The 20686-nt window shown below is 70.0% G+C and carries 20 protein-coding genes; 6 read left to right on the top strand and 14 right to left on the bottom strand.

All coding sequences use genetic code 11. The features are described 5' to 3' along the window. Positions 1-24: 24 nt before the first annotated feature. From BUQ68_RS24400 to BUQ68_RS00810, 3 genes are all read right to left on the bottom strand, one after another. The gene (locus BUQ68_RS24400) at positions 25-1593 is read right to left on the bottom strand and encodes an amino acid ABC transporter permease/ATP-binding protein (protein ID WP_075214031.1); all 1569 of its coding nucleotides are present in this window, start codon (positions 1591-1593) and stop codon (positions 25-27) included. Positions 1594-1716: 123 nt separating this feature from the next. Continuing rightward, positions 1717-2727 (bottom strand): ABC transporter substrate-binding protein, encoded by a 1011-nt coding sequence (locus BUQ68_RS00805; protein ID WP_139315116.1) that lies wholly within the window; start codon positions 2725-2727, stop codon positions 1717-1719. A gap of 30 nt (positions 2728-2757) precedes the next feature. Then, a complete protein-coding gene (locus BUQ68_RS00810) occupies positions 2758-3222 on the bottom strand; it encodes an Lrp/AsnC family transcriptional regulator (protein WP_075214033.1) in 465 nt (154 codons plus the stop codon). Positions 3223-3479: 257 nt separating this feature from the next. Here BUQ68_RS00810 and BUQ68_RS00815 point away from each other — a divergent pair, with 257 nt between their 5' ends. The 4 genes from BUQ68_RS00815 to BUQ68_RS00830 are packed head-to-tail and all read left to right on the top strand — an operon-like array spanning position 3480 to position 8186. Next, positions 3480-4697, top strand: coding sequence for a diaminopropionate ammonia-lyase (locus BUQ68_RS00815; protein WP_075214034.1), 1218 nt, complete (start codon positions 3480-3482; stop codon positions 4695-4697). Then, positions 4694-5488: an SDR family NAD(P)-dependent oxidoreductase gene (locus BUQ68_RS00820; protein WP_075214035.1), complete on the top strand. Its 795-nt coding sequence runs from the start codon at positions 4694-4696 to the stop codon at positions 5486-5488. Before BUQ68_RS00815 ends, BUQ68_RS00820 begins: the two co-directional genes overlap by 4 nt. Continuing rightward, a complete protein-coding gene (locus tag BUQ68_RS00825) occupies positions 5485-6696 on the top strand; it encodes a M20/M25/M40 family metallo-hydrolase (RefSeq protein ID WP_075214036.1) in 1212 nt (403 codons plus the stop codon). Before BUQ68_RS00820 ends, BUQ68_RS00825 begins: the two co-directional genes overlap by 4 nt. Beyond that, positions 6693-8186 carry a gamma-glutamyltransferase gene (locus BUQ68_RS00830; protein ID WP_075214037.1) on the top strand — a complete coding sequence of 498 codons (1494 nt, stop codon included), beginning with the start codon at positions 6693-6695 and terminating at the stop codon, positions 8184-8186. Before BUQ68_RS00825 ends, BUQ68_RS00830 begins: the two co-directional genes overlap by 4 nt. Before the next feature lie 55 nt (positions 8187-8241). On the opposite strand, the gene BUQ68_RS00835 is transcribed toward BUQ68_RS00830, so the two are convergent. From BUQ68_RS00835 to BUQ68_RS00855, 5 genes are all read right to left on the bottom strand, one after another. Further along, on the bottom strand, positions 8242-8751 hold the full coding sequence (locus BUQ68_RS00835) for a copper chaperone PCu(A)C (protein ID WP_075214038.1): 510 nt from the start codon (positions 8749-8751) through the stop codon (positions 8242-8244). A gap of 91 nt (positions 8752-8842) precedes the next feature. Beyond that, a complete protein-coding gene (locus BUQ68_RS00840) occupies positions 8843-9217 on the bottom strand; it encodes a DUF2946 family protein (RefSeq protein ID WP_075214039.1) in 375 nt (124 codons plus the stop codon). A gap of 88 nt (positions 9218-9305) precedes the next feature. After that, positions 9306-10622 (bottom strand): TRAP transporter large permease, encoded by a 1317-nt coding sequence (locus BUQ68_RS00845; protein WP_075214040.1) that lies wholly within the window; start codon positions 10620-10622, stop codon positions 9306-9308. Beyond that, a complete protein-coding gene (locus BUQ68_RS00850; RefSeq protein WP_075214333.1) occupies positions 10615-11205 on the bottom strand; it encodes a TRAP transporter small permease subunit in 591 nt (196 codons plus the stop codon). The genes BUQ68_RS00845 and BUQ68_RS00850 overlap by 8 nt, the downstream gene beginning before the upstream one ends. A gap of 70 nt (positions 11206-11275) precedes the next feature. Further along, positions 11276-12292 (bottom strand): TRAP transporter substrate-binding protein, encoded by a 1017-nt coding sequence (locus tag BUQ68_RS00855; protein ID WP_075214041.1) that lies wholly within the window; start codon positions 12290-12292, stop codon positions 11276-11278. Between the two features lie 510 nt (positions 12293-12802). Between BUQ68_RS00855 and BUQ68_RS00860 the strand changes: the two genes are divergently transcribed. Further along, on the top strand, positions 12803-14890 hold the full coding sequence (locus tag BUQ68_RS00860; RefSeq protein ID WP_075214042.1) for a methyl-accepting chemotaxis protein: 2088 nt from the start codon (positions 12803-12805) through the stop codon (positions 14888-14890). Positions 14891-14948: 58 nt separating this feature from the next. Here BUQ68_RS00860 and BUQ68_RS00865 read toward each other — a convergent pair whose 3' ends face one another. Genes BUQ68_RS00865 through BUQ68_RS00875 form a run of 3 tightly spaced genes read right to left on the bottom strand, consistent with a single transcriptional unit; the run spans position 14949 to position 17118 of the window. Beyond that, on the bottom strand, positions 14949-16172 hold the full coding sequence (locus BUQ68_RS00865) for an RNA polymerase sigma factor (RefSeq protein WP_075214043.1): 1224 nt from the start codon (positions 16170-16172) through the stop codon (positions 14949-14951). Continuing rightward, positions 16169-16525 carry a YciI family protein gene (locus BUQ68_RS00870; RefSeq protein ID WP_075214044.1) on the bottom strand — a complete coding sequence of 119 codons (357 nt, stop codon included), beginning with the start codon at positions 16523-16525 and terminating at the stop codon, positions 16169-16171. The genes BUQ68_RS00865 and BUQ68_RS00870 overlap by 4 nt, the downstream gene beginning before the upstream one ends. Before the next feature lie 11 nt (positions 16526-16536). Further along, positions 16537-17118, bottom strand: coding sequence for a hypothetical protein (locus BUQ68_RS00875; RefSeq protein ID WP_075214045.1), 582 nt, complete (start codon positions 17116-17118; stop codon positions 16537-16539). A gap of 313 nt (positions 17119-17431) precedes the next feature. Between BUQ68_RS00875 and BUQ68_RS00880 the strand changes: the two genes are divergently transcribed. Continuing rightward, positions 17432-18598, top strand: coding sequence for a glycosyltransferase (locus BUQ68_RS00880; protein WP_075214046.1), 1167 nt, complete (start codon positions 17432-17434; stop codon positions 18596-18598). 47 nt (positions 18599-18645) lie between these two features. On the opposite strand, the gene BUQ68_RS00885 is transcribed toward BUQ68_RS00880, so the two are convergent. The 3 genes from BUQ68_RS00885 to BUQ68_RS23535 all read right to left on the bottom strand — a co-directional run bounded on the left by BUQ68_RS00885 (position 18646) and on the right by BUQ68_RS23535 (position 20622). Then, positions 18646-20058 (bottom strand): glycoside hydrolase 5 family protein, encoded by a 1413-nt coding sequence (locus BUQ68_RS00885; protein ID WP_075214047.1) that lies wholly within the window; start codon positions 20056-20058, stop codon positions 18646-18648. A gap of 156 nt (positions 20059-20214) precedes the next feature. Further along, entirely contained in the window at positions 20215-20472 is a 258-nt protein-coding gene (locus BUQ68_RS00890) for a hypothetical protein (RefSeq protein WP_075214048.1), read from the bottom strand. Between the two features lie 6 nt (positions 20473-20478). Continuing rightward, on the bottom strand, positions 20479-20622 hold the full coding sequence (locus tag BUQ68_RS23535) for a hypothetical protein (protein ID WP_175577693.1): 144 nt from the start codon (positions 20620-20622) through the stop codon (positions 20479-20481). Positions 20623-20686: the final 64 nt, after the last annotated feature.

The following is a 20686-nucleotide window of genomic DNA, read 5'->3' on the forward strand; positions in this document are numbered from 1 at the left end:
CGGCGGTGCCGGGCGATCGGGCCGTCACGTCACCCCCTCCTCGACCAGATGGCTGAGGAAGCGGCGGGTCCGCTCCTCCTTCGGGTTGCCGAACACATCCTCCGGCGGGCCCTCCTCCACGACCCGGCCGTCCGCCATGAAGACGACGCGGTCGGCGACCTCGCGGGCGAAGCGGACCTCGTGGGTCACCACGATCATGGTCATGCCGTCGTTGGCCAGGTGCCGCATCACTTGGAGCACCTCGCCCACCAGTTCCGGATCGAGCGCCGAGGTGGGCTCGTCGAAGAGCATCAGCGTCGGGTCGATGGCGAGCGCGCGGGCGATGGCGACCCGCTGCTGCTGGCCGCCGGAGAGGTTGTGCGGCATGTGATGCACATGGCTCGCCAGCCCGACGGACTCCAGGAGCGCCTCGGCCCGGGCGCGGGCGTCGGCGGCCCGCACCTTGAACACGTGCTCCGGGGCGATCGACACATTGTCGAGGACGGGAAGGTGCTCGAAGAGGTTGAAGTGCTGGAACACCATCCCGATGCGGGCGTCGGCGCGCGCCCTGGCGAGGTCCCGCACGGGCTTCAGCACGCCGTCGACCTTGCGATAGCCCACATAGGCGCCGTCGACCGTGATCTCGCCGCCGTCGATCGGCTCCAGATGGTTGACGAGGCGCAAGAGCGTGCTCTTGCCGGAGCCGCTCGGCCCCATGAGCACCACGACCTCGCCCTTGCGGACTTCAAGGTCGACGCTCTTCAGCACCTCCCGGTCGCCGTAGCATTTGCGCACGCCCTTGATGGTGACGAAGGCACCGTCCCCCGCCGGCACGCGCACACGGGGCGCGGCGCGCCTGGCAGGAAGGGGCGCCGGCGGGGCAACGGGCGGGTGTACCACCGGCGTACCGCCGCCGCCGCGGACGGGCAGGAAGCGGCGCCAGGCCGACGGCGGGCGCGGCGCGCGATGGTCCGTCTGGAACTTCGCCTCGAGCCGGCTCTGGCCGTAGGCCATCAAGGTCGTGACGGCGAGGTAGAGCGCGCCGGCGGCGCAGAACACCTCGAAGAAGAGGAAGTTCTGGGCGACGATCATCTGGCTGCGCAGCATCAACTCGTCGACCGCGATGACCGAGGCGAGCGAGGTGAACTTCAGCATCGAAATGGTGTTGTTGCCAAGCGACGGCAGGATGGCGCGGAGCGCCTGGGGCAGCACGATCCGCCGCAGGGTCAGGAGGCTGCCCATGCCGAGCGACTGGGCGGCAACGACCTGGCTCCGGTTCACCGAGCGGATGCCGCCGCGGATGATCTCTCCGGAGAAGGCCGCCTCGTTGATCGTGAAGCCGATGATGGCGGTCGCCACCGGACCGATGGTGATGCCGATCGCCGGCAGGGCCGTGTAGAGGAAGACCAACTGCAGAAGGAGAGGCGTTCCGCGGATGAACCAGATGTAGAGGGTCGCCGGCGTCCGCACCATCAGGGACTGGCTTTCCCGCATGAGGGCGAGCGCCAGTCCGAAGGCGAGCGCGAGCACCATGGCCACCGCCGTGATCTGCAGGGAGACGGCCATGCCCTGCAAGAGGTAGGGCATGGTGAGGTAGGTGAAGAAGTCCGCCATGGGAAAAGGCCTTTCTGTCCCGCCCTCACCCGGGGCGGGAGTCCGCCCGGAGCGAGGGCGGATGTCCGCCCCCGACGCCAAGCGGGATTGGGCGCTTGCGGGGCGACCCGTCGCGGGCCGCCGTCACTCGGTCTTGATCGCGGGCTCGATCAGCTGGGACGGGTCGAAGCCCCACGTCTCCAGGGCCGCCGGAATCGCGCCGGAGCGATGCTGCCGGGCAAGGCTCGCGTGCAGTCCGTCGCGCAGCTCCGTGTCGGACTTGGCGATGCCGAAGCCGAACACGAAATCCGTCGCGAGGCCGAAACCGACCTGCACCTTGTCGGGCGTCTGGGCGGCCAGGTAGGACGCCACACCCGCGTCGGTGAGGACGACGTCGGCCCGCTTCTGGGCAAGGGCCGCGTAGGCGCGATCGATGCTCTGGAAGACCAGCGCCTCGATCGGCGCCTTGCCCTCCGCCTCGCAGGCGGCGCTCTGCTTGGCGAGCATCTCGTTCTCCACCGTCCCGATCACCTGCGCGGAGATCGTGCCGCAGAGATCCTCCATGCGGGTAAGGCCCTTCGGGTTGCCCGCCTGGACGATGGAGGCTTCGCCCGCCTTCATGTATTCGACGAAGTCCACCTGCTTGGCGCGCTCCGACGACGAGTACATGCCCGCCGCGATGATGTGGATGCGCCCCGATTGCAGCGCCGGGATCAGCCCGGCGAAGTCGAGCTTCGAATAGCTGAAGGTGAAGCCCAGGCATTCACCCGCGGCTTTCAGCAGATCGGGCTCGATCCCGATGATGTTGGCCGGGTCGTTCGGATCCGTCGCGCTGTAGTTCGCCGGAGCCGGAGAAATGCCGACGACAATTTCGCGTCCGTTCAGGCCCGGATAGGTTTCCTGGAGCGCTGCGCAATCCTTCGCTGCCGTTCCATCCTGTGCGAAGGCCGGAAAAACAGGCGTTCCGGCAAGGACAGAGAGAATCAACGATGCGGCCACGGGGCGGCTTTTGCGGTTATTCATGGGAGTCCCCTCTGGATAGGGTCTGCGGGGCGCTTTGTTCTCGCCTCTGATGGATCGATGTGACCACCAGCGCCCCCGAGGGTCAAGTTGACGCCCCCCGGCCCGGCAGAGGGTCCTGCCGGTCGTTTCCACCGTGTCTCCGCGCCGCCGCGACAGGCCGTCTCAGAGGTCGATCGGAACCGCCAGTCCGACCTTCACGCGGTCCATCACGACGAACGTGTGGAACCGCCGCACGTTCGGGTTCTCAAAGAAGAAGCGTCGGGTGAAGGCTTCATACTCCCGCATCGACTTCGCCGTCACGATGACGATGAAGTCCGTATCGCCGGTCACGTAGAAACACATCATGACTTCCGGCGTCGATTTCATCTGTCGCTTGAATTCATCCATGAGTTCCGGCCGTTCACGCTCGAGCGTGATCTCGACGATCATTGTCAGCGGCCGACCCACCGCGTCCGGCGATACTGTCGAGACCTCACTCTCGATGACGCCGGTATCGCGCAGCCGCTTCAACCGGCGAAGGCAGGCGGAGGGAGACAGACCGACCCGTTCGGCAAGCGCTTCGGCACTTATGCGGTTGTCGGTCTGGACGGCGCGCAGCAGCTTGGCATCGAAGGCATCGAGCGACATGGCGATCTCTCCTCGATCGAATCCGGCATGAACCCCCCTCACAAAGCAGGATTCCTGCATCGGAAGGCTGAAGATAGCTGAGATTTGGTGCGCTCCACGGCTTACCGTCCAAGTGGCCGGCGGAAGAGCCCATCCGTCGCATCTCATCGCACGACGCATGGTCGGGGTTCCGATGCCCTCACGGACCTCGGGCGTGACCAATCCTCCAGCTGACGGCGCCGATGCCCTCGCGGATCTCGACGCCGACCGGGTCACACATGATGAAGCTGCCGTCCATTGAAGCCCTGCATGTCCACAACCGGAGCGCCACCCGCGACCGGCCCTATGGGGACGCCGAACGCAGCGTCCTCTCCCTGGCCGGGTTCCGGACGGCCCGCGCGGAGATCGCGTCCTGGCCGGGCTATCGGCCGACGCCCCTCCTGCCCCTGCCGAGCCTTGCCCGCGCGCTCGACGTGGGCGCCATCCTCTACAAGGACGAAGCGCATCGCCTCGGCATGGAGAGCTTCAAGGCGCTCGGCGGTGCCTATGCGGTGCTCGCCGTGATCAAGCGGCGCCTCGCGGCCGGCGGGACGGAACCCACCACCTGCAGCCTTCTCGACGGCAGCCGGCACGGGCAGGCGGCCTCGGTGACCGTCGCGGCCGCCACGGACGGCAACCACGGGCGGTCCGTCGCCTGGGGCGCGCAGATGTTCGGCGCCACGGCCGTCATCTACCTGCATCAGAACGTCAGTCCGGATCGGGAGCGGGCGATCGCGCGGTACGGCGCCCGGATCGTGCGGGTGGAGGGCGGCTACGACGCCTCGGTGCGCCAGTGCGCCGCCGACGCGGAAGCCAACGGCTGGGAGCTCGTTGCCGACACCTCGGCCGATCCTGCGGCCGCCATCCCGGCCCTCGTCATGCAGGGCTACACCCTGATCGCCGAGGAGATCATCGACAGCGCCGCCCGACCGACGCACGTGTTCGTGCAGGCCGGCGTCGGCGGCCTCGCCGCCGCCATGGCGGCCCATTTCTGGGAGCGCCTCGGCCCCGACCGTCCCCGCATCGTCGTGGTGGAGCCGATCAAGGCGGATTGCGTGTTCCGCACGGTCGCCGCCGGACGGCCGGATCCGGTACCGGGCGACACGGACACCTTCATGGCCTGCCTTGCCGCCGGCGAGATCTCGGCTCCGGCCTGGGTCATCCTGCGCCACGCCGCCGACGACGTGCTGGCGCTTCCCGAGGAAGCGGCCCCGGCCGCCATGCGCCTGCTCGCCGAGGGCCGCGGCGGCGATCCGGTGGTGGTGTCGGGCGAATCCGGCTGCGCGGCCATCGCCGGCCTCCTCGCCGCCTGCCAGTCGGCGGACCTTCGGACGCACCTCGGGCTCGACGCGAACGCCGTCGTGGTGGCCATCGGCAGCGAAGGCGCCACCGACCCGGCCACCTACGAACGGGTCGTCGGCCGACCCGCCCACCTCGTCGCGGGAGCAGCGGAATGACATCAGGACTGCTTGAGGGCCGACGGGCCCTGGTCACCGGCGCGGCCCAAGGCATCGGGCTGGCGGTCGCCCGCGCGTTCGCCGCCGAGGGGGCGAGCGTCGTGCTCGTCGACCGGGAGGGCGAGACGCTTGCCGCGGCCGCAGCCGGACTGGAGCGGGACGCGCCCGGCCGCATCGCCCATCGCGTGCTCGACGTCACCGACGAGGCAGGAACGGACGCCGCCTTCGCGGCGGCGGCGGACCGCTTCGGGCCCGTCGACGTCGCCGTCGCCAATGCCGGCGTCCTGGTCCTGAAGCCGGTGGTCGACATGGGCCTTGCCGAGTGGCGGCGCGCCATCGACGTCAACCTGACCGGCGCTTTCCTGACGTCGCGCGCCTTCGCCCGGCAGGCGATCGGCGCGGGCGTCACCGACGGGCGGCTGATCCTCACCTCCTCGCTGTTCGGCGTGCGCGGCGGCCGGGACAACGGCGCCTATTCGGCCTCGAAGTTCGGCATGATCGGGCTGGCGCAGTCGATGGCGGCGGAACTCGGACCGGCGGGCATTCTGGTCAACTGCGTCTGCCCCGGACAGGTGGAAAGCGCCATGCTGGACAGCCTGTTCGAATCCCGGGCGATCGACCGCGGCACCACCGCGGCGGCCCTGAAGAGCATCTTCGTGGAACGCATCCCCGTTGGCCGGCTAGGCCCCACGGCGGAGATCGCCGATGCCTATGTCTACCTGGCGTCGCGGCTCGGCCGCTATGTCACCGGCCAATCGATCGTCGTCGACGGCGGCTGGCAGGTCGGATGAGCGCCGCCGCGCAAGCCCGCGCCTACGCGGAGGAGAACCGCGCGGCGCTCGTCGCCCTCTGCGGCCGGCTCGTCGCCGCGCCGAGCGCGCAGCCCGAAGGTGACACCCGCGCCCCGGCGGCCGTCATCGCCGCCATGCTCGCCGAGAGCGGACTGCGGCCGGAACTCCGCTTCGTGCGGCCGGAGAAGCCGAACGTGGTCTGTACCGTGGAGGGTGCGGAGCCCGGACCGCATCTCATCCTCAACGGTCACCTGGACACGCTCCCGCCCGGAGACCCGGCTGCCTGGACGGTGCCGCTCCTTCAGATGGGACGGCACGAAGGCCGCCTGACCGGGCTCGGCATCGGCAACATGAAGGCCGGCACGGCGGCGCTCGCCCTCGCCTTCCGCTTTCTCGCCGAGCGGCGGGATCGCCTGAAGGGGCGCGTGACGTTCACGGCGGTCGCCGACGAGGTCGTCTTCGGCCCGGACGGGGCCGACTTCCTGCTGAAGGACGACCCCGGCCTTGCGGGAGACATGCTGATCAACGCGGAGGGCCCCGGCGCGATGGACCTCGCCATCGCCGAGAAGGGTCTGCTCTGGGTGGAGCTCGGCGCCGAGGCGCCGCCCGCGCAGGGCATGCTGGCGGCCCGCGGCGCGTCCGCTGCCGTGCGGCTCGCCGCGGCCATCGGGGCGATCGACGCCTGGAACGACGAGAGACTGCCGCCGCCCGCCGGGCTCGCCGACCTCCACGCGGGTGAACACGGGCTTCGGTTGAGCGTCAACGTCGGCGTCCTCGGCGGCGGGTTGCTGCCGAGCCAGGCGATGACGCGGGCGTTCGCCAAGATCGACCTGCGTCTGCCGCCGGGCCTTGCGGTCGATGCGGTCGAGGCAAGGCTCAAGGCGCTGGCCGCAGGCATCGGCGGCATGTCGGTGACCCGCCTGAAAGGATGGGATCCGAGCTGGACGCCCGGCGACCACCCGCTGGCGGCGGCGATGTCGGCCGCGGCTGAGGCAGTGCGTGGACGACCGCCCCGGCCGGTCGTCCGGCTTCCGGCGAGCGACGCCGCCCGCTGGCGGCGCCTCGGCGTACCGGCCGTCTGCTTCGGACCGCAGCCGATGCTGGCGAGCGGCGTCGACGACTGGGTGTTCGAACAGGACGTGGTGGACTGCGCCGCCATCTACGGCGCCGCGGCGGCGCGCCTCCTCGGCTGGGGAGACGGCCCATGAGCGCGCCCGGCTTTCCACGGATCGCGGACGGCTACGCCTCGCCGATCCGGCCCGTGATGGGCGGGTATCTCGGGGCCGTCTCGGCCGCCCATCCGCTTGCCGCGGCGGCCGGGCAGGAGATGCTGCTGAAGGGCGGCACCGCCGTGGACGCCGCCATCGCGGCGCACGCGGTGCTCGCCGTCGTCATGCCGGACGCCTGCGGCCTCGGCGGCGATCTCCTCGCCCTCGTCCGCGAGCCGCGCGGCACGGTCACGGCCGTCAACGGATGCGGGGCGGCGCCGCTCGGGCTGACGGAGGTCACCACCACCGGCGGGGCGAGCGTGACCGTGCCGGGCGCGGTCGCCGCGTGGGAAAGCCTGGCGTCCGGCTGGGGACGCCTGCCGCTCGACCGGGTGCTGGCGCCGGCGATCCGCGCGGCGCGGGGCGGCATCCCGGTCTCGGCGGGACTGGCGCGGGCGGTCGCCGATCAGCGGGCACGGCTGGAGGCGGGGCGGGCTGCCGGCTGGACGGTGGTCACCACCCCGGCCGGCGGCAAGCTGGTGCAGGAGCCTCTCGCCCGCATCCTCGACCGCATCGCCAAGGAGGGCGCCAGGGCGCTCTACCGGGGCGCGATGGCGGACGCCGTGGCGCGGGCCGTTTCCGCATGCGGCGGCACGCTCGACGAAGCGGATCTGGCGGCGCACCAGACCCTGGTCGGCCCGCCGGTCGCGGTCGGCTATCGGGGGATCCCGGTTCATGTGCAACCGCCGCCGTCCCAGGGCGTCCTCCTCGCCCTCTGCCTCACGGCGCTTGACCGGCTGGACGGTCTCGACGCGGACAACCGCGAGCACGCCCTCGTCGAACTGACCGAGGCGTCCTTCGCCCACCGGGACCGTGCCGGCGAGGGCGCGTCGCTTCTCCGCACGCCGATCACCATCGATCTGGCGCGCGCGTCGGGCCGCGGCGGGCCGCGCGCCTACCTGCACACCGCCGGCGTCGCCACGGCGGACGCCGACGGGATGGTGGTCTCGTCGCTCTCCAGCGTGTTCGACGACTTCGGATCGGGCGTCTTCGTGCCGGAGGGCGGCTTCGTGCTCGCCAACCGGGCCGGCGGGTTCACCGACGGGGCGAACGCGCCGGCGCCCGGCCGGCGGCCGGTGCACACCCTGGCACCGATCCTGGTGGAGACCCCGCGCGGACCGCTCGCCTTCGCCACGCCGGGGGCGGACGGCCAGGTGCAGACGCTGCTCCAGGTGCTCTCGGCCATGGTGGACGAGGGCCGGGACCTTGCGTCCGCCGTCGCCGCCCCCCGCTGGCGCAGCGAGGAGGGGCGGCTTCTGGTGGAGGACGGGCACCCGGCGATCCGCACGCTGGAGGCGTTCGGCCATGCGGTTCACCGCATGAAGGCCGGTCACGTCAAGTTCGGCGCCGTGACGGCCGCTGGCGTGGTCGACGGGCAGCCGATCTGCGTCGCCGACTGGCGCCGTGAGACCACGTCCGGCGTGGCATGACGCCGACGCCGGACGGCAGGGTGTAGGCTCCGAACCGGGAGCCGAGGGTTTCCCGTCAGTGCTTGTGGCCGGAGTGGCTGGGCTCCTTGGCGCCCAGGGCCTCCACCGCCCATTCCACGTCGACGGTGCCGGCCTTCTCGAACATCAGCGTGCCCGCGACCGTCTCGCCCTCCGCGAGCGGCTGCGTCAGTCCCATGAACATGACGTGGTAGGAGCCGGGCTTCAGGACGACCGCATCGCCGGCCGGGATATCGAGCCCGTCGGGAAGGGCGCGCATCTTCATCACGTCGCCCTCCATGGCCATCTCGTGGATCTCCACGCTTTTGGAGAAGGGCGCGCTGCCGCCGACCAGGCGGTCCGGTTCGCTGCCTGCGTTGCGGATGACCACGAAGCCGCCGGCCACCTTGGCGCCGTCCGGGGTCGCGCAGATCCACGGCTGCTCGAGGCTGAGATCGGCCGCGGTCGTGGCGGTGGCGGACGAGAAAAGGGCCGCCATCGAGAGGCAGGCGGCGGCGATCAGGCGGATGCGTGGCCGGGGCGCGCGGCGGGTGGTCTGAAAGGTCATGGGGTCAACTCCATCGATCGGATTCGCGCGAAGCGGCGCGGGTCGGGTGTCCTTTGGAAACGGCAGGCGGGCTCGTCGAGCCCGGATGCGGTCAGGACAGGATCGGTGGAGCGCGGGGGGACTGCGGCGTCGCGCCGGGCGGCGCGCGCGTCAGGCGGGGAGCGGCCGGCGAACCGAAGGTCGCCGAGCGGGCGACCGGAGCCGGGGCAAGGTCCAGGGTGCCGAGGGCCGGCCGACCGACGCTGGCCGGCGCCTGGCAGAGGATGCAGCACGGATCGTCGTGGTCGGTCCCGTCGTGCGGAGCGGGCCGATCGGGCGCGTGCGCGGTGACGGTGCAGATCACGAGCTCGAGATCGGCAGGCCGCTGGACGGCCTGGACCGGCACGAGGCCCGCGAGCAGGAGCGCGTAGACGACGAGGATCGTCGTCCACACCCGTCCGATACGCCTGCCGACCGCCTTCGTCATCACGACCTCGCCGGCCGTCTCCTAGCATGGTCCGGCCGGGCCGGAAAGACGAGCGCCGCCGCCCGGGGTGTTCCCCGGACGGGAGCGGTCAGCGGTACCAGAGCGCCAGCGACGGGAAGGCGATGACGAGCGCCAGGGCGAGGATCTGCAACCCGATGAAAGGAAGCAGGGAGCGGAAGATCGTCCCGAGCGAAATGTCCGGCGGCGCGACGCTCTTCAGGTAGAAGGCGGCCGGACCGAACGGCGGCGATAGGAAGGAGACCTGCATGTTGAGCGAGAACAGGACGCCGAACCAGATCGGGTCGTAGCCGAGCGAGACGACGATCGGGACGAAGATCGGGATGGTCAGGAGGGCGATGCCCACCCAGTCGAGGAACATGCCAAGGACGGCGAGGATCAGCATCATGACGAGGATGATGACGATCGGCGTGTCGGAGACGCCGAGCAGCAGCCCCTTGATGAACTCGATCCCGCCCATCAGGTTGTAGACGCCGATGAGCGCCGTCGCGCCGACACCGATCCACACGATCATGCCGCAGGTCCGGAGCGTCTGGAGCGCCGCATCCATCATCATGCGCCAGGTGAACTCACCGCGAAGAATGGTCGACAGCACCACGCCTACCACGCCGATCGCCGAGGCCTCCGTCACCGAGGCGATGCCGCCGTAGATGGACCCGAGCACGAAGACCACCACGAGGAGCGGCAGGACGAGGCCCTTGAGGAGACGCAGCTTCTCCTTGGTGTCCACCCGTTCGGTCTCGTTCGGCACCGGCACCTTCTCGGGAGAAACGACCCCGAGGATCAGCACGTAGGCCACATAGAGCCCGGCGAGCAGCAGGCCCGGCACGAAGGAGGCGGTGAAGAGTTCGCCGATCGAGACGTTGGCCGACAGGCCGTAGATGATCAGCACGATGGAGGGCGGGATCATGGTGCCGAGCGCGCCGCCGGCGCACACGATGCCGATGGCGAGCCGCCGGTCGTAGCCGAGGCGCAGCATCTGCGGCAGGGCGAGCAGGCCGAGAAGCACGATCTCGCCGCCGATGATGCCCGACATGGCCGCCAGCACCACGGCGACCAGCAGGGTCTGCACCCCGACGCCGCCGCGGATGCGGCCGGCGAACAGCCGCATGGCGTCGAAGAGATCGCGCGCGATGCCGGAGCGGTCGAGCACCGAGGCCATCAGCACGAACATCGGCACGGAGACGAAGACGTACTGGGTGAGGAAGGAGTAGATGCGCGTGGTGACGATCGGCACCGCCATCGGGCCGAACCAGCCGAGCGCGAAGACGAGCGCCACCAGGATGGTCACGAAGGCGAGTTGCATGCCGGTGACGAGCAGGGCGAGCAGCAGCCCGAACATGGCGAGGCTGCCGCCGGCGATGCCGAGCGCCTGGAGATCAAGCATCGTCGAACCGACCTTCCCCGGGGACGCCGTGATGGGTGTCGAGGCTCGGATCGCGCCGGATGTGCCCGACCGCCTGCAGCAGGAACTGCAGGCACATGACGCAGAGGAGGATGAACAGTGTCGCCTTGACGATCGCCGGGGTCGGCGGGTTCCAGGCGCTGCCGCTGGTTTCCAGGCGGAACTGGCCGCCCGGCATGAAGAAGGCCTTGGAGGCAAGGCTCCAGGCCGCCCAGGCCATCAGCGCGCACGAGGCGGCGCCGACAAGGCAGATCACGATGTCGAGCCGCCGCCGCATGTGCGGCGACACCTGGTCGTAGACCAGCACCACGCGGATGTGCCGGTCGGTCGCCAGACAATAGGCTCCGCCGAAGGCAAAGCAGAGCGCCGTCACGGCGATGGTCGTCTCATGCACCCAGATCGTGGGCGCGTTGAAGACGTAGCGCATGACGACTTCATAGAAGCTGAACGCCGTCACCAACAGGAAGGCGACCGCGAAGATCGGCGCCAGCGGCATCAAGGCCGCCGACAACGGGTCCTGCGGCACGTCCGCCACCTCCTGCCGCGGCTGGGTCTCCAGGCTCATCGGCATCTCCCTTCCGCCGGCGGCCGGGCCCATCGCCCGGCCGGTCATCCTGTCGTCACGGACATGCGGATCAGAGACGCCCTTCCTCCTTCAGGTAGGCGGTGAGGCGGTCGAACACCTTGCGGGCGTTCTCGGAGCGCTCGGCGAACACCTGCCACTGGTCCTGCGCGATCTGGCGGAACTTCTTCTTCTCCTCCTCCGACCAGCTGTGGATGGTGACGTCGCCGCGGGCGCGCAGCTTCTCGGCGACGGCTTCGTCCCGCTCGGTGATGCGCTTGGCGAGATCGTCCGCGTAATAGGTCACGGACTCGGTCATGATCTGCTTCAGGTCATCGGGCATCGCGTCCCACTTGGCCTTGTTCATGGATACCTCGTTGAGCGGCAGCGAGTGAAAGCCCGGCCAGATCGGGTGCTTGGCAACGTCGTGGAGGCCCATCGAGTCGTTGGTGGCCAAGGTCGTGGCGTCGGCGGCGCTGATGACGCCCTTGTCGAGCGAGGTGAAGACCTCCGACTGGGGCAGGTTGACCGGCGACGCGCCGGCGGCCGCGAAGGCCGACTGCACCATGCCTTCCGGCGCCCGCATCTTCACGCCCTTCAGGTCGTCGACGCTGTCGATCGGCACCTTGGAGGGGATCGCCTCGGCAGTCTGGGCGGCCGCGCCCAGGAACTGCACGCCGTAGGGGTTCAGGATCTCGTTGTAGAGATCCTTGCCGCCGCCGTCGTTGAAGAAGCCGCGCAATTCCTCGGCCGACGAATAGGCGCCGACCGGGTTGCCGATCAGCGCGAAGGCCGCGTCCTTGCCGGTGAAGTAGGAGCTGTCCGTGATATGGCCGTCGAGAATGCCGGCGCCGACGGCGTCCAGCGTCTCGTTGTATTCCACGATCGAGCCGACCGGCAGCATCTCCACCGTGATGCGGCCGCCGGACACCTCGGCGAGATGCTTGGCCCAATCCTGCTGCACCTCGAAGGCGGCAGTTCCAGAATTGTCGCTGCTTTGGAACTTGAGCTGGTAGGTCTCTTGAGCGAAGGCGGCCGTCGACCAGAAGCCGGCAACAACCGTTGCAGCGAGAATCTGCTTCAGCGTCATGTCTTTCCTCCCGATTGTTATTGGTAAATTAGGCAAAACGCCGCAGTATTGTCCGAACACCCCATCCGCTCGTCACAGTTCGACTTTCGGGCACGATGCCGTTCAGATCAATCATGCATCTTTTGCCATAGCATTGACCACGACGTGTCCGTCCGGCGTGCACACGAAGCGACCTCGCCCTCGAAGCGACGGGCCTCCCGTTGAGCGCCATCAGCCCGGGTTTGCGCCGACACCGGATCGCCGGGCGGGGCGCCTGATCCCGATGGGCAGGCCGTCAGGCTGGCGCGCCCAGACCGCAAGCCACCAATCCTGGGCAGTTGATCTCGGAGAGATCACATTCAACTATCATATTACTATGTAATATCTGCCTCAATTCTCAAGATCATCCTGCATTTTCATTCGTGCAAGTGAATTTTAAACCGATCTTTTACGATCATAACCGCACCATCGACAGGGATCGCGTCACGATTTGACAGACAAAACAGAAACAAGCAGGCGGGGGAACGCGCAATGCTGTCGGTTCGGAACATTCTTGTTGCGGGCAACCTGTCGGTGGCCGTGGTCCTCACGGTGCTCCTGGGCATGACGGTCGCCGCCGAATGGCGAATGCTCACGGGCGCGCGGCAGGCGGCGGAACGGGTGGAGATCGTGGCGGCCCTGTCGGTCGCCACCATCGAACTGTCCCTGGAGCGATCGCTGAGCCAGGTGGCGCTGAGCCTGGACGAGCCTCTGTCGCCCGCACTCGCGCGGCGTCTCGACGCCCAGCGCGCGACATCGAAGGCCTTGTTCGACACGGTGATGGCGCGCCTCGGCGAGACGTCCGGCTGGTGGGAGGCCGCAGCCTTCGAAAGCCGGATACGAACGGACCTCGATCGCATCGACGCGTTCCGACGCACCGTCGACGACCTCGCCGGACGTGCACTGGCCGAGCGCGACCCGACCCTTGTCGACGCGATCCCCGTCGGCATCAAGGAGACGATCACGTCTCTCTATGGTCTGCTGGACTCCGTGCGGAGCCAAGGGGCGGAAAGCCCGAGTGACCTCGTCCTCCTCGACCGGATCATCGACAGCGCCTGGGTGGTGCGCGAGTATGGCGGCCGGGAGCGGACGGTGTTCGCCATCGCGGCGGCCCGGAAGGAGGCCATCGCACTCGCCGACATCGCCGCCATGAACGAGAACCACGGAATCGCCCGCCGCGCCTTCGATGTCGCCTATCGGCTGAGGACGAGCGCGGACGTGAGCCCGGCCCTCGGTGCGGCCATCGATCGCTTCGCGGTGGACTACTTCGAGACCTACGGCGCGATCCGCGCCGCGATGCTGGCGAGCGCCGTCACCGGCCGCTACCCGATGGACTTCGAGACCTTCTTCGCCGCTTCGGAGACGGCCATGAAAGCGGCCGTCGATCTTCTCTTGATCGCGGTGGACGTCAGCAAGGCGCGAACGGCGGCCCTCACGAAATCGGCGATCCAGACGCTTGCGATCGAGGCGGGTGTGGCCTTCCTAGTCGCCTTCGCGACCGGCTTCACCATCTGGTACGCGGTCGCACGGGTCGCCCGCCCGCTGTCGGGCCTGACCGCGGCCCTGAACCGGATCGGATCCGGCGACCTGGCCGTTGCGGTGGAGGGGACCGGCCGCACCGACGAGATCGGACAGATCGCCCGCTCGCTGACGATGTTCACCGAGACCTTGGCCGAGACCGCCCGGATCCGGGCGGCCCAGGTGGAAGCCGAGCGCACGAACGCCGAGGGCATGCTCGCCGCCCGCCTGCAGATCGCCGACGAATTCGAACGCAAGATGGGGGCCTTGGCGCTCCGCTTCCAGGACTCCTCGTCGGAGGTCGCCGCGGCGGCCCGGAGTCTGGCCGAAACGGCCGAGGAGACCGCGCGGCAGACCCAGACCGTCGCGGGCGCCTCGGAGCTGGCGATGACGAGCGTGCGGACGGCCGCCGGTGGCACGGAAAGCCTGGCGGACTCGATCCGCGAGATCGAGCAGCAGGTGAACCGCTCCACCACGGTCGCCCGCGCGGCCGTCGAGGACGGGAACGCCGCAACCCTCAGCATGAAGGGCCTGAGCGCGGCCGCGGACCAGATCGGCGAGGTCTTGGAACTGATCGCGACCATCGCCGAGCAGACCAACCTTCTGGCCCTCAACGCGACCATCGAGGCGGCCCGAGCCGGCGAGGCGGGCCGCGGCTTCGCGGTGGTCGCCTCCGAGGTCAAGCAACTGGCCGTGCAGACAGCCCGGGCCACACATGAGATCGGCCGGAAGATCACCGACATCCAGGCGCAGACCATCACGTCCGTGGCGGCCATCAGCCGGATCACCGAGACCGTCGGCACCATCCGCGACGTGACGAACTCGATCGCGAGCGCGGTGGAGGAGCAGTCGGCGGCGACCGCGGAGATCGCCGCGAATGCGCAGCGGGCCGCCGAGGGTGCGACGATGGCCGCCGACGGCATCGCCCATGTGGGAGCGGCCGCCGGATCGGCCGGCGCCGCATCGTCCCAACTGATGACCCTGGCATCGGGCCTGTCCGGACAGTCCGAAGACCTGTCGGTCGAGGTCCATCGGCTCGTCGCCAGCCTGCGGGCACGCTGACCGGGACCGGGGCCGGCCCCGGCTCGACAAGGTCCGGATGGCCTGGAAATGGACGGCCTCAGGCGCCCAATCCCGCCTTCCGGCCGACCAGGAAGGACCGCACCGCCGGGTCCGCCGTCAGCGCAATGGCGCGGTTGTAGGCCGCCGCGGAGCCGGTGCGGTCGCCGGCAAGGCGCAGCGCATGGGCCCGCACCGCCCAGAAGGGCTGATAGCCGGCCGCATGGGCCGGGTCGATGGCATCGAGCGCAGCAAGCGACGCGGCCGTGTCGCCGGCCTCCGCGAGCGCCGCGGCAAGTCCCACCTTGGCGCCGGTCGTGGGGTGGAGCGCCACCAGGCCGCGATAGAGCCCGGCGATGGCGGTCCAGTTCGTCGGCCGGGCATGCCGGCGGTCCATGTGGGCGGCCTGGATCGCCGCCTCGAGCTGGTACCGGCCGAGCGACGGGGCAGCGGCGGCGCGTGCCATCGCAAGGTCCGCCTCGGCAACCAAGCCGGCGTTCCAGCGCACCGCATCCTGCTCGGCGAGCGGGACGAAGCGGCCGGCCGCGTCGGTCCGCGCCGGGCGTCGGGCCTCGCCATAGAGAAGCAACGCCAGGAGCCCCTGGGCCTCCGCCGCGCGCGGCATCTGGGCCGCAAGCAGGCGCGCCAGCCACACCGCCTCGCGGGCGAGCGAGGACGCCTTTGCGTCTCCCGCGCCGTCCCCGTCGGCACCCACCGTGTAGGCGGCGTAGACGGCGTCCAGCACGTGGGCGAGGCGCGGCGCGAGATCGTCCGCGGCCGGCAGGGCGAAGCCGATGCGGGCGGCCTCGATCTTGGCGCGGGCGCGCGTCAGCCGTTGGCCGAGCGTGCCCGGTGGGACCAGGAAGGCCCCGGCCATCCGCCGGGCATCGAGCCCCAGCACCAGCTGCAACATGAGCGGCGTGCGCATCCGCGCGTCGATGGCCGGATGGGCACACACGAACATCAGGCTCAGGATCCTGTCCGGCGTCGCGGCCTCGCCCATGTCGGCGCGCTCCTCTTCCAGGAGAACGAGGTGGTCCACGGCGGCCGTGGCCACCCGGGCCCGACGGCCGGCATCCGCCGCAAGGTTTCGGGCGACGGCGGCGAGCCAGGCCTCGGGACGCTCCGGCACGCCGCGCAGCGGCCATGTCTCAAGCGCCCGGACGAGCGCCTCCGACAGCGCGTCCGCCGCGGCGGAGACGCTGCCGGTGCGGGCCGCGAGCGTGGCGACGAGCCGCCCGTAGGCGAGGCGCGCCACCCGCTCGATCTCCGCCTCGGCGCTCACGCGGGGTCGCGCGCCACCACGGGACGGATCTCCACCGCCCCGGAGGCGGCGGCGGGGTTCAGCGCCGCGAAGGCGAGCGCCGCGTCGAGATCCGGCACGTCGATAATGTAGTAGCCGCCCAGCTGCTCCTTGCTGGCCGCGTAGGGCCCGTCCTGGATGTCCCGCGCCTCGTCGCGGACCCGCAGCGTCGTGGCCGCATGCGGCGGGTGGAGGGCATTGCCGCCGACGAGCACGCCGGCCTCCACCAGCGCCCGCGTGTAGGCTCCCCAGAGCTCCCCCTCGGCGGCGGCCCGGACGGCATCCCCGTCGGGGTATTCGGTGGCGGGCGTGTAGTTCAGGATCATGTACTGCATGGTCGCACTCCTCAGCGGGCCACGACGGCCGGAAGCAAAGCGGTGGGCACCTTGTCGGCGGTGCACATGTCGTTGTCGGCGGGCCGCACGCCGAAATGCAGGCCCTCGGCGGAGAGGGCGAGAAGATCGTGATCCTCTCCGCAGACCGCCACCGGACGCCAGGCCGCGCACCCGGCGACGGAGATGTCCGCCTCCAGGTTCGGCGTCAGCCCGCAGTCGGCCATTCCCATGGCGGCCACGATCTCCGGCGCGCCGGTCAGTAGGGTGACATGCTTCCAGTCCTCGTCGAAGACCGTATGGAAGGCGCCCGGCACGGTCGCGGACGGAGCCTCGACCCGGTAGGCGCCGCCCGTGCGGAACTGAAAGGTGCGCAGGGTCATGGCCGGGTCGAGCGCGTGGACGAACGTGAGGCTCCACCGGCCGTCGCGGAACACGAACTCGCGGGTGCCGAAGCCGCCGTACCATTCCTCCACGGCGGGGCTCGCATAGGTCCCGTGCAGGGCCTGGAGGGTGGCGCGATCGGCGGAATCCGCCGCCGCCGGGGTCGCCGCAAGGCCCGCGGCAAGGCAGAGAACGAAAAGACGAGGGGACATGAGGTTGGATCCTCCGGTATCCGGCGCCCCCACCGGGCGCCGACATCCCGTTGACGGCTGACGACCGCCCGATTTCTACAGACCCGCGCGCCGACCCATCCTTTTTCATCCCGCGACGCCGGATCCGACCGGCGCGCGCGGCGCGTCCAGGCCGCTCGCGCGCTACCGTCATTTCGACCGAAAGGGCGGTCGCCAGGAGAGTGCCTGCGGGCCAGAGCGGGAACAACATGGCGCCCCGACCGTTCGAGAGCCCGTCAGCAGTGTCGAGGAACAGACGATGCGCGTTCGAAATGGTCTGGATGCATCGGTTTTCATGTGCTTTTCTCACCTTCGGTGGAATTTCGTCTTCCAGAGACCGCACCACATTTTCAGCCGCATCGAAAAGGAAGCGACCGTCTATTTCCTGGAGGAGCCGATCTACGACGGAGACGCGGCGGCGCCGCGGATCGACGTCACCACGCCGCTGGAGCATGTCACGGTCGTCACCCCGGTGCTGCCGCAGGGCGCCTCCACCGGCCTCGCCCTTGAGGCGCAGCGCCTGATCCTCTCCGATCTCCTGGCGCGGCATGCCGGCGCGCCGATCGTCTTTTGGTACTACACGCCGATGGCGCTGCTCTTCAGCGCGCACCATCCGTGCGATCTCTGCGTCTACGACTGCATGGACGAGCTTCGCGCCTTCCGGGGCGCGTCCGAGCAGCTGGAGCCGCTGGAGGACGCACTGCTCCGACGCGCCGACGTGGTCTTCACCGGCGGTCGCAGCCTCTTCGAGGCCAAGCGGCGCCTCCACCCGAACGTCCACCTGTTTCCAAGCAGCGTCGACGCCGGGCACTTCGCGGCGGCACGGCCGGGCGCGGCGGGTGGCCCCCTCGCCGATCCGCCGGACCAGCGTGCCATTCCCCGCCCGCGCGTCGGCTTCTTCGGCGTGCTCGACGAGCGGTTGGACACCGACCTCGTGGCGGACCTGGCGCGGCGGCGCGCGGACCTTCAGTTCGTCATGCTGGGTCCGGTGGCGAAGATCGATCCGGCGGACCTGCCGCAGGCGGACAACATCCATTGGCTCGGCATCAAACGCTATGCGGACCTGCCGGCCTACATGGCCCATTGGGACGCCGGCTTCATGCCGTTCGCCCGCAACGACGCGACCCGCTTCATCAGCCCGACCAAGACACCGGAATTCCTGGCGGCCGGTCTGCCGGTCGTCTCCACGCCGATCCGGGACGTGGTCTCGCCCTATGGCGACGAGAACCTGGTGGCGATCGCCGCGACGGCGGAAGCGTTCGCGGCAGCGCTCGACCGGGTGCTGGCAGAGCCCCGGGCGGTCCGGCAGGCCCGGGCGGACGCCTTCCTGGCGGGCCTGTCATGGGACCGGACCTGGGCCGAGATGCGGCGCCGGCTCCTCTCTGTCCAGCCGCTGACGGACGCGGCCGACGGGTTCCTCGAAACGCCGGTCGGGTCGCCGGCCGTGCCGATCGGCTCGTAGCGGCGCCAAGACGCCGTCGACCGGCCGCGTCGGCGGAAACAGCCCCGTCAGGGCAGGCGCGCCACGGCGGCCGCAAGATCGGTCCGCAGGCCCGCAAGCACGACGGTCAGTCCGTCCGGTCCGGCCGTGACGTCGGTCGACGACACCACGACCCCCGCCCGTGTGTCGAACAGCCGGACCCGATAGCGGCCCGGCTCCAAGGTCGGCACGAGCACCTGCGCCTCGATCGGCGGGGCGGCGGCGTCAAGCCGTCCGTCCGGGCCGATGGTGTCGCGGCGGATGGCCCAGACCACGGCCTGATGCCGGTCCCCGGTGGCGAAGGCCGCGACCGCACCCGTGTCCGGCTCGGGGCGATGCACCACCACGCGGCGGAACTGCTGCCAGTCCACCAGGGCGCAGAAGGCGGACAGCACCGCCTGGGCTTGCCGCATGCCGTCGGTCAGGCGATGGGGGTGCCGGTTCGGCCAACGCATGCCGCCGCCCGCCCCGCCGGCCGCCAGGTGCGCCCATTGCATGTGGCGGAAATACTCGTCGTCGAAGGGCTCGGGCAGCGCCTTCTTCTTGTCCTTGAAGCGGTGGATCGGCCCGTGCTCGGTGTCGAGGAACGGCCGGTCAGGCGGCACCTTGCCCACGCAGTCGGCGGTGATCGAGCCCATGTCGAGCGCCGGTGCCACCGTGTCGCGCGGGTCGTCGATGGTGCCTTCCCGGTAGATGTGGATGGTCGAAAAATCGAGATCGGGATGGCGGAAGATGGGATCCTCCAGCGGCATGTGCGGCCGCCACCAGAGCTCCGGCCCGAACAGCGACACGGTCTGCGGGTGGCTGCGGCCGTAGAGGTCCAGCTCTAGCCGGCGCACATGACCGGAAAGATCGGCGATGAAGGCGGGGAAGACGTCGGCGCTCTCCTCCGCCATGGCCGGGTGGATCTCGTTCCAGAGATCCCAGCCGAAGATCGCCCCGCTGCCGCCCCACCGGCGGACGGCGAAGGAGAGCCGGTTCTTGATCGCCGCGCGTGCGCCGGGATCGACGAGGAGACGGTGCGGCGAGCGGAGAGGGCCGCCGTTCTCCACGTTGTAGGCATGGTGACGCCAGCGGATCCAGGTCCAGAAGGTGTCGAACGGTGTGAGGAGGAGCCGGAGTCCGGTGGATTCGGCAAGGCCGACCAGGTCGTCCCAGAAACGGACGACATGCGGGTTGAACCGCCCGACCGGGCTTTCCAGGAGGCGATGGCGGGCGTGTGCGCATTCCAGCATCATCCGCACCACGGTCACCCCATGGTGCCGCAACGCGCAAAGGTTCGCGGCCGCGCTCTCCACATCCCGCCGCCGGTAGAGGCCGGAGAGATCCACCCAGCTGAGGGCGTCGTTGTGGCCGATCGGGACGAAGGGAGCACCGTCTTCGGTTTCGAACGCGGGCACACCCGGCACCACGCGCACCCACGGCAACCCTGTCGATGTCATCCGGCATCCCCCGCGCGCCACGCGCGCGGTGTCCAACCGCCAAGGCGGTCCGGGTGTTCCGGCGGCTGCCCGGGGAGGGCCGATCAGGCGGGTGCCTTGCTCGTGCGGCGAGAGCGTTTTCTTGCCGAGCTGACAGGCCCGCCCGGTCGGACGGCCCTAGCGGGCGTCGGCGGAGATCGCCTCGGCCAGTTCGTCCGCGTCGACCTGGAACACCTGCCGCGTCCCGGTCTTCACCGTGACGGCCGGCACATGGATCATGGTGGCGACCCGCTGCCAGGCGAGGAAGCTGATGCCCTCGATCTCGGCCTCGTCGATCACCACCCGATAGGTTCCGGCGGCCTGGCGCTCCTCCAGGCCGGACAGCAGGAAGGGTCGGCGGAAGGTGACCAGGCTTTCGGTGGTGCGCACGGCCATGGCGGACTACTTCTTGGCCTTCTTGGCGGCAGATGCGGCGGCGGCGTTGATGCCCTGCACCAGGCCGACCGGCGCAGCGACGGTCTCCTTCTTGGACTTCGGCTTGCGGGTTTCTTTATTGCCGCGCTTCTGTTCCTTGGCCATGATCATCTCCACCCGTCTCTGCCTCGGCCATCCACATAAACGCGTCAAGACGCAACGCTGAACTCGCGTT

The sequence above is a fragment of the Mongoliimonas terrestris genome (assembly GCF_001927285.1).
Classification (GTDB): domain Bacteria; phylum Pseudomonadota; class Alphaproteobacteria; order Rhizobiales; family Pleomorphomonadaceae; genus Chthonobacter; species Chthonobacter terrestris.

What these genes read in the sequence shown, in the direction of transcription:
- BUQ68_RS24400 (WP_075214031.1), bottom strand. Translation starts at nt 1,593, where the DNA reads ATGGCGGACTTCTTCACCTACCTCACCATGCCCTACCTCTTGCAGGGC.
- BUQ68_RS00810 (WP_075214033.1), bottom strand. Translation starts at nt 3,222, where the DNA reads ATGTCGCTCGATGCCTTCGATGCCAAGCTGCTGCGCGCCGTCCAGACC.
- BUQ68_RS00815 (WP_075214034.1), top strand. Translation starts at nt 3,480, where the DNA reads ATGATGAAGCTGCCGTCCATTGAAGCCCTGCATGTCCACAACCGGAGC.
- BUQ68_RS00820 (WP_075214035.1), top strand. Translation starts at nt 4,694, where the DNA reads ATGACATCAGGACTGCTTGAGGGCCGACGGGCCCTGGTCACCGGCGCG.
- BUQ68_RS00825 (WP_075214036.1), top strand. Translation starts at nt 5,485, where the DNA reads ATGAGCGCCGCCGCGCAAGCCCGCGCCTACGCGGAGGAGAACCGCGCG.
- BUQ68_RS00830 (WP_075214037.1), top strand. Translation starts at nt 6,693, where the DNA reads ATGAGCGCGCCCGGCTTTCCACGGATCGCGGACGGCTACGCCTCGCCG.
- BUQ68_RS00835 (WP_075214038.1), bottom strand. Translation starts at nt 8,751, where the DNA reads ATGACCTTTCAGACCACCCGCCGCGCGCCCCGGCCACGCATCCGCCTG.
- BUQ68_RS00840 (WP_075214039.1), bottom strand. Translation starts at nt 9,217, where the DNA reads ATGACGAAGGCGGTCGGCAGGCGTATCGGACGGGTGTGGACGACGATC.
- BUQ68_RS00845 (WP_075214040.1), bottom strand. Translation starts at nt 10,622, where the DNA reads ATGCTTGATCTCCAGGCGCTCGGCATCGCCGGCGGCAGCCTCGCCATG.
- BUQ68_RS00850 (WP_075214333.1), bottom strand. Translation starts at nt 11,205, where the DNA reads ATGAGCCTGGAGACCCAGCCGCGGCAGGAGGTGGCGGACGTGCCGCAG.
- BUQ68_RS00855 (WP_075214041.1), bottom strand. Translation starts at nt 12,292, where the DNA reads ATGACGCTGAAGCAGATTCTCGCTGCAACGGTTGTTGCCGGCTTCTGG.
- BUQ68_RS00860 (WP_075214042.1), top strand. Translation starts at nt 12,803, where the DNA reads ATGCTGTCGGTTCGGAACATTCTTGTTGCGGGCAACCTGTCGGTGGCC.
- BUQ68_RS00870 (WP_075214044.1), bottom strand. Translation starts at nt 16,525, where the DNA reads ATGCAGTACATGATCCTGAACTACACGCCCGCCACCGAATACCCCGAC.
- BUQ68_RS00875 (WP_075214045.1), bottom strand. Translation starts at nt 17,118, where the DNA reads ATGTCCCCTCGTCTTTTCGTTCTCTGCCTTGCCGCGGGCCTTGCGGCG.
- BUQ68_RS00880 (WP_075214046.1), top strand. Translation starts at nt 17,432, where the DNA reads ATGTGCTTTTCTCACCTTCGGTGGAATTTCGTCTTCCAGAGACCGCAC.
- BUQ68_RS00885 (WP_075214047.1), bottom strand. Translation starts at nt 20,058, where the DNA reads ATGACATCGACAGGGTTGCCGTGGGTGCGCGTGGTGCCGGGTGTGCCC.
- BUQ68_RS00890 (WP_075214048.1), bottom strand. Translation starts at nt 20,472, where the DNA reads ATGGCCGTGCGCACCACCGAAAGCCTGGTCACCTTCCGCCGACCCTTC.
- BUQ68_RS23535 (WP_175577693.1), bottom strand. Translation starts at nt 20,622, where the DNA reads ATGATCATGGCCAAGGAACAGAAGCGCGGCAATAAAGAAACCCGCAAG.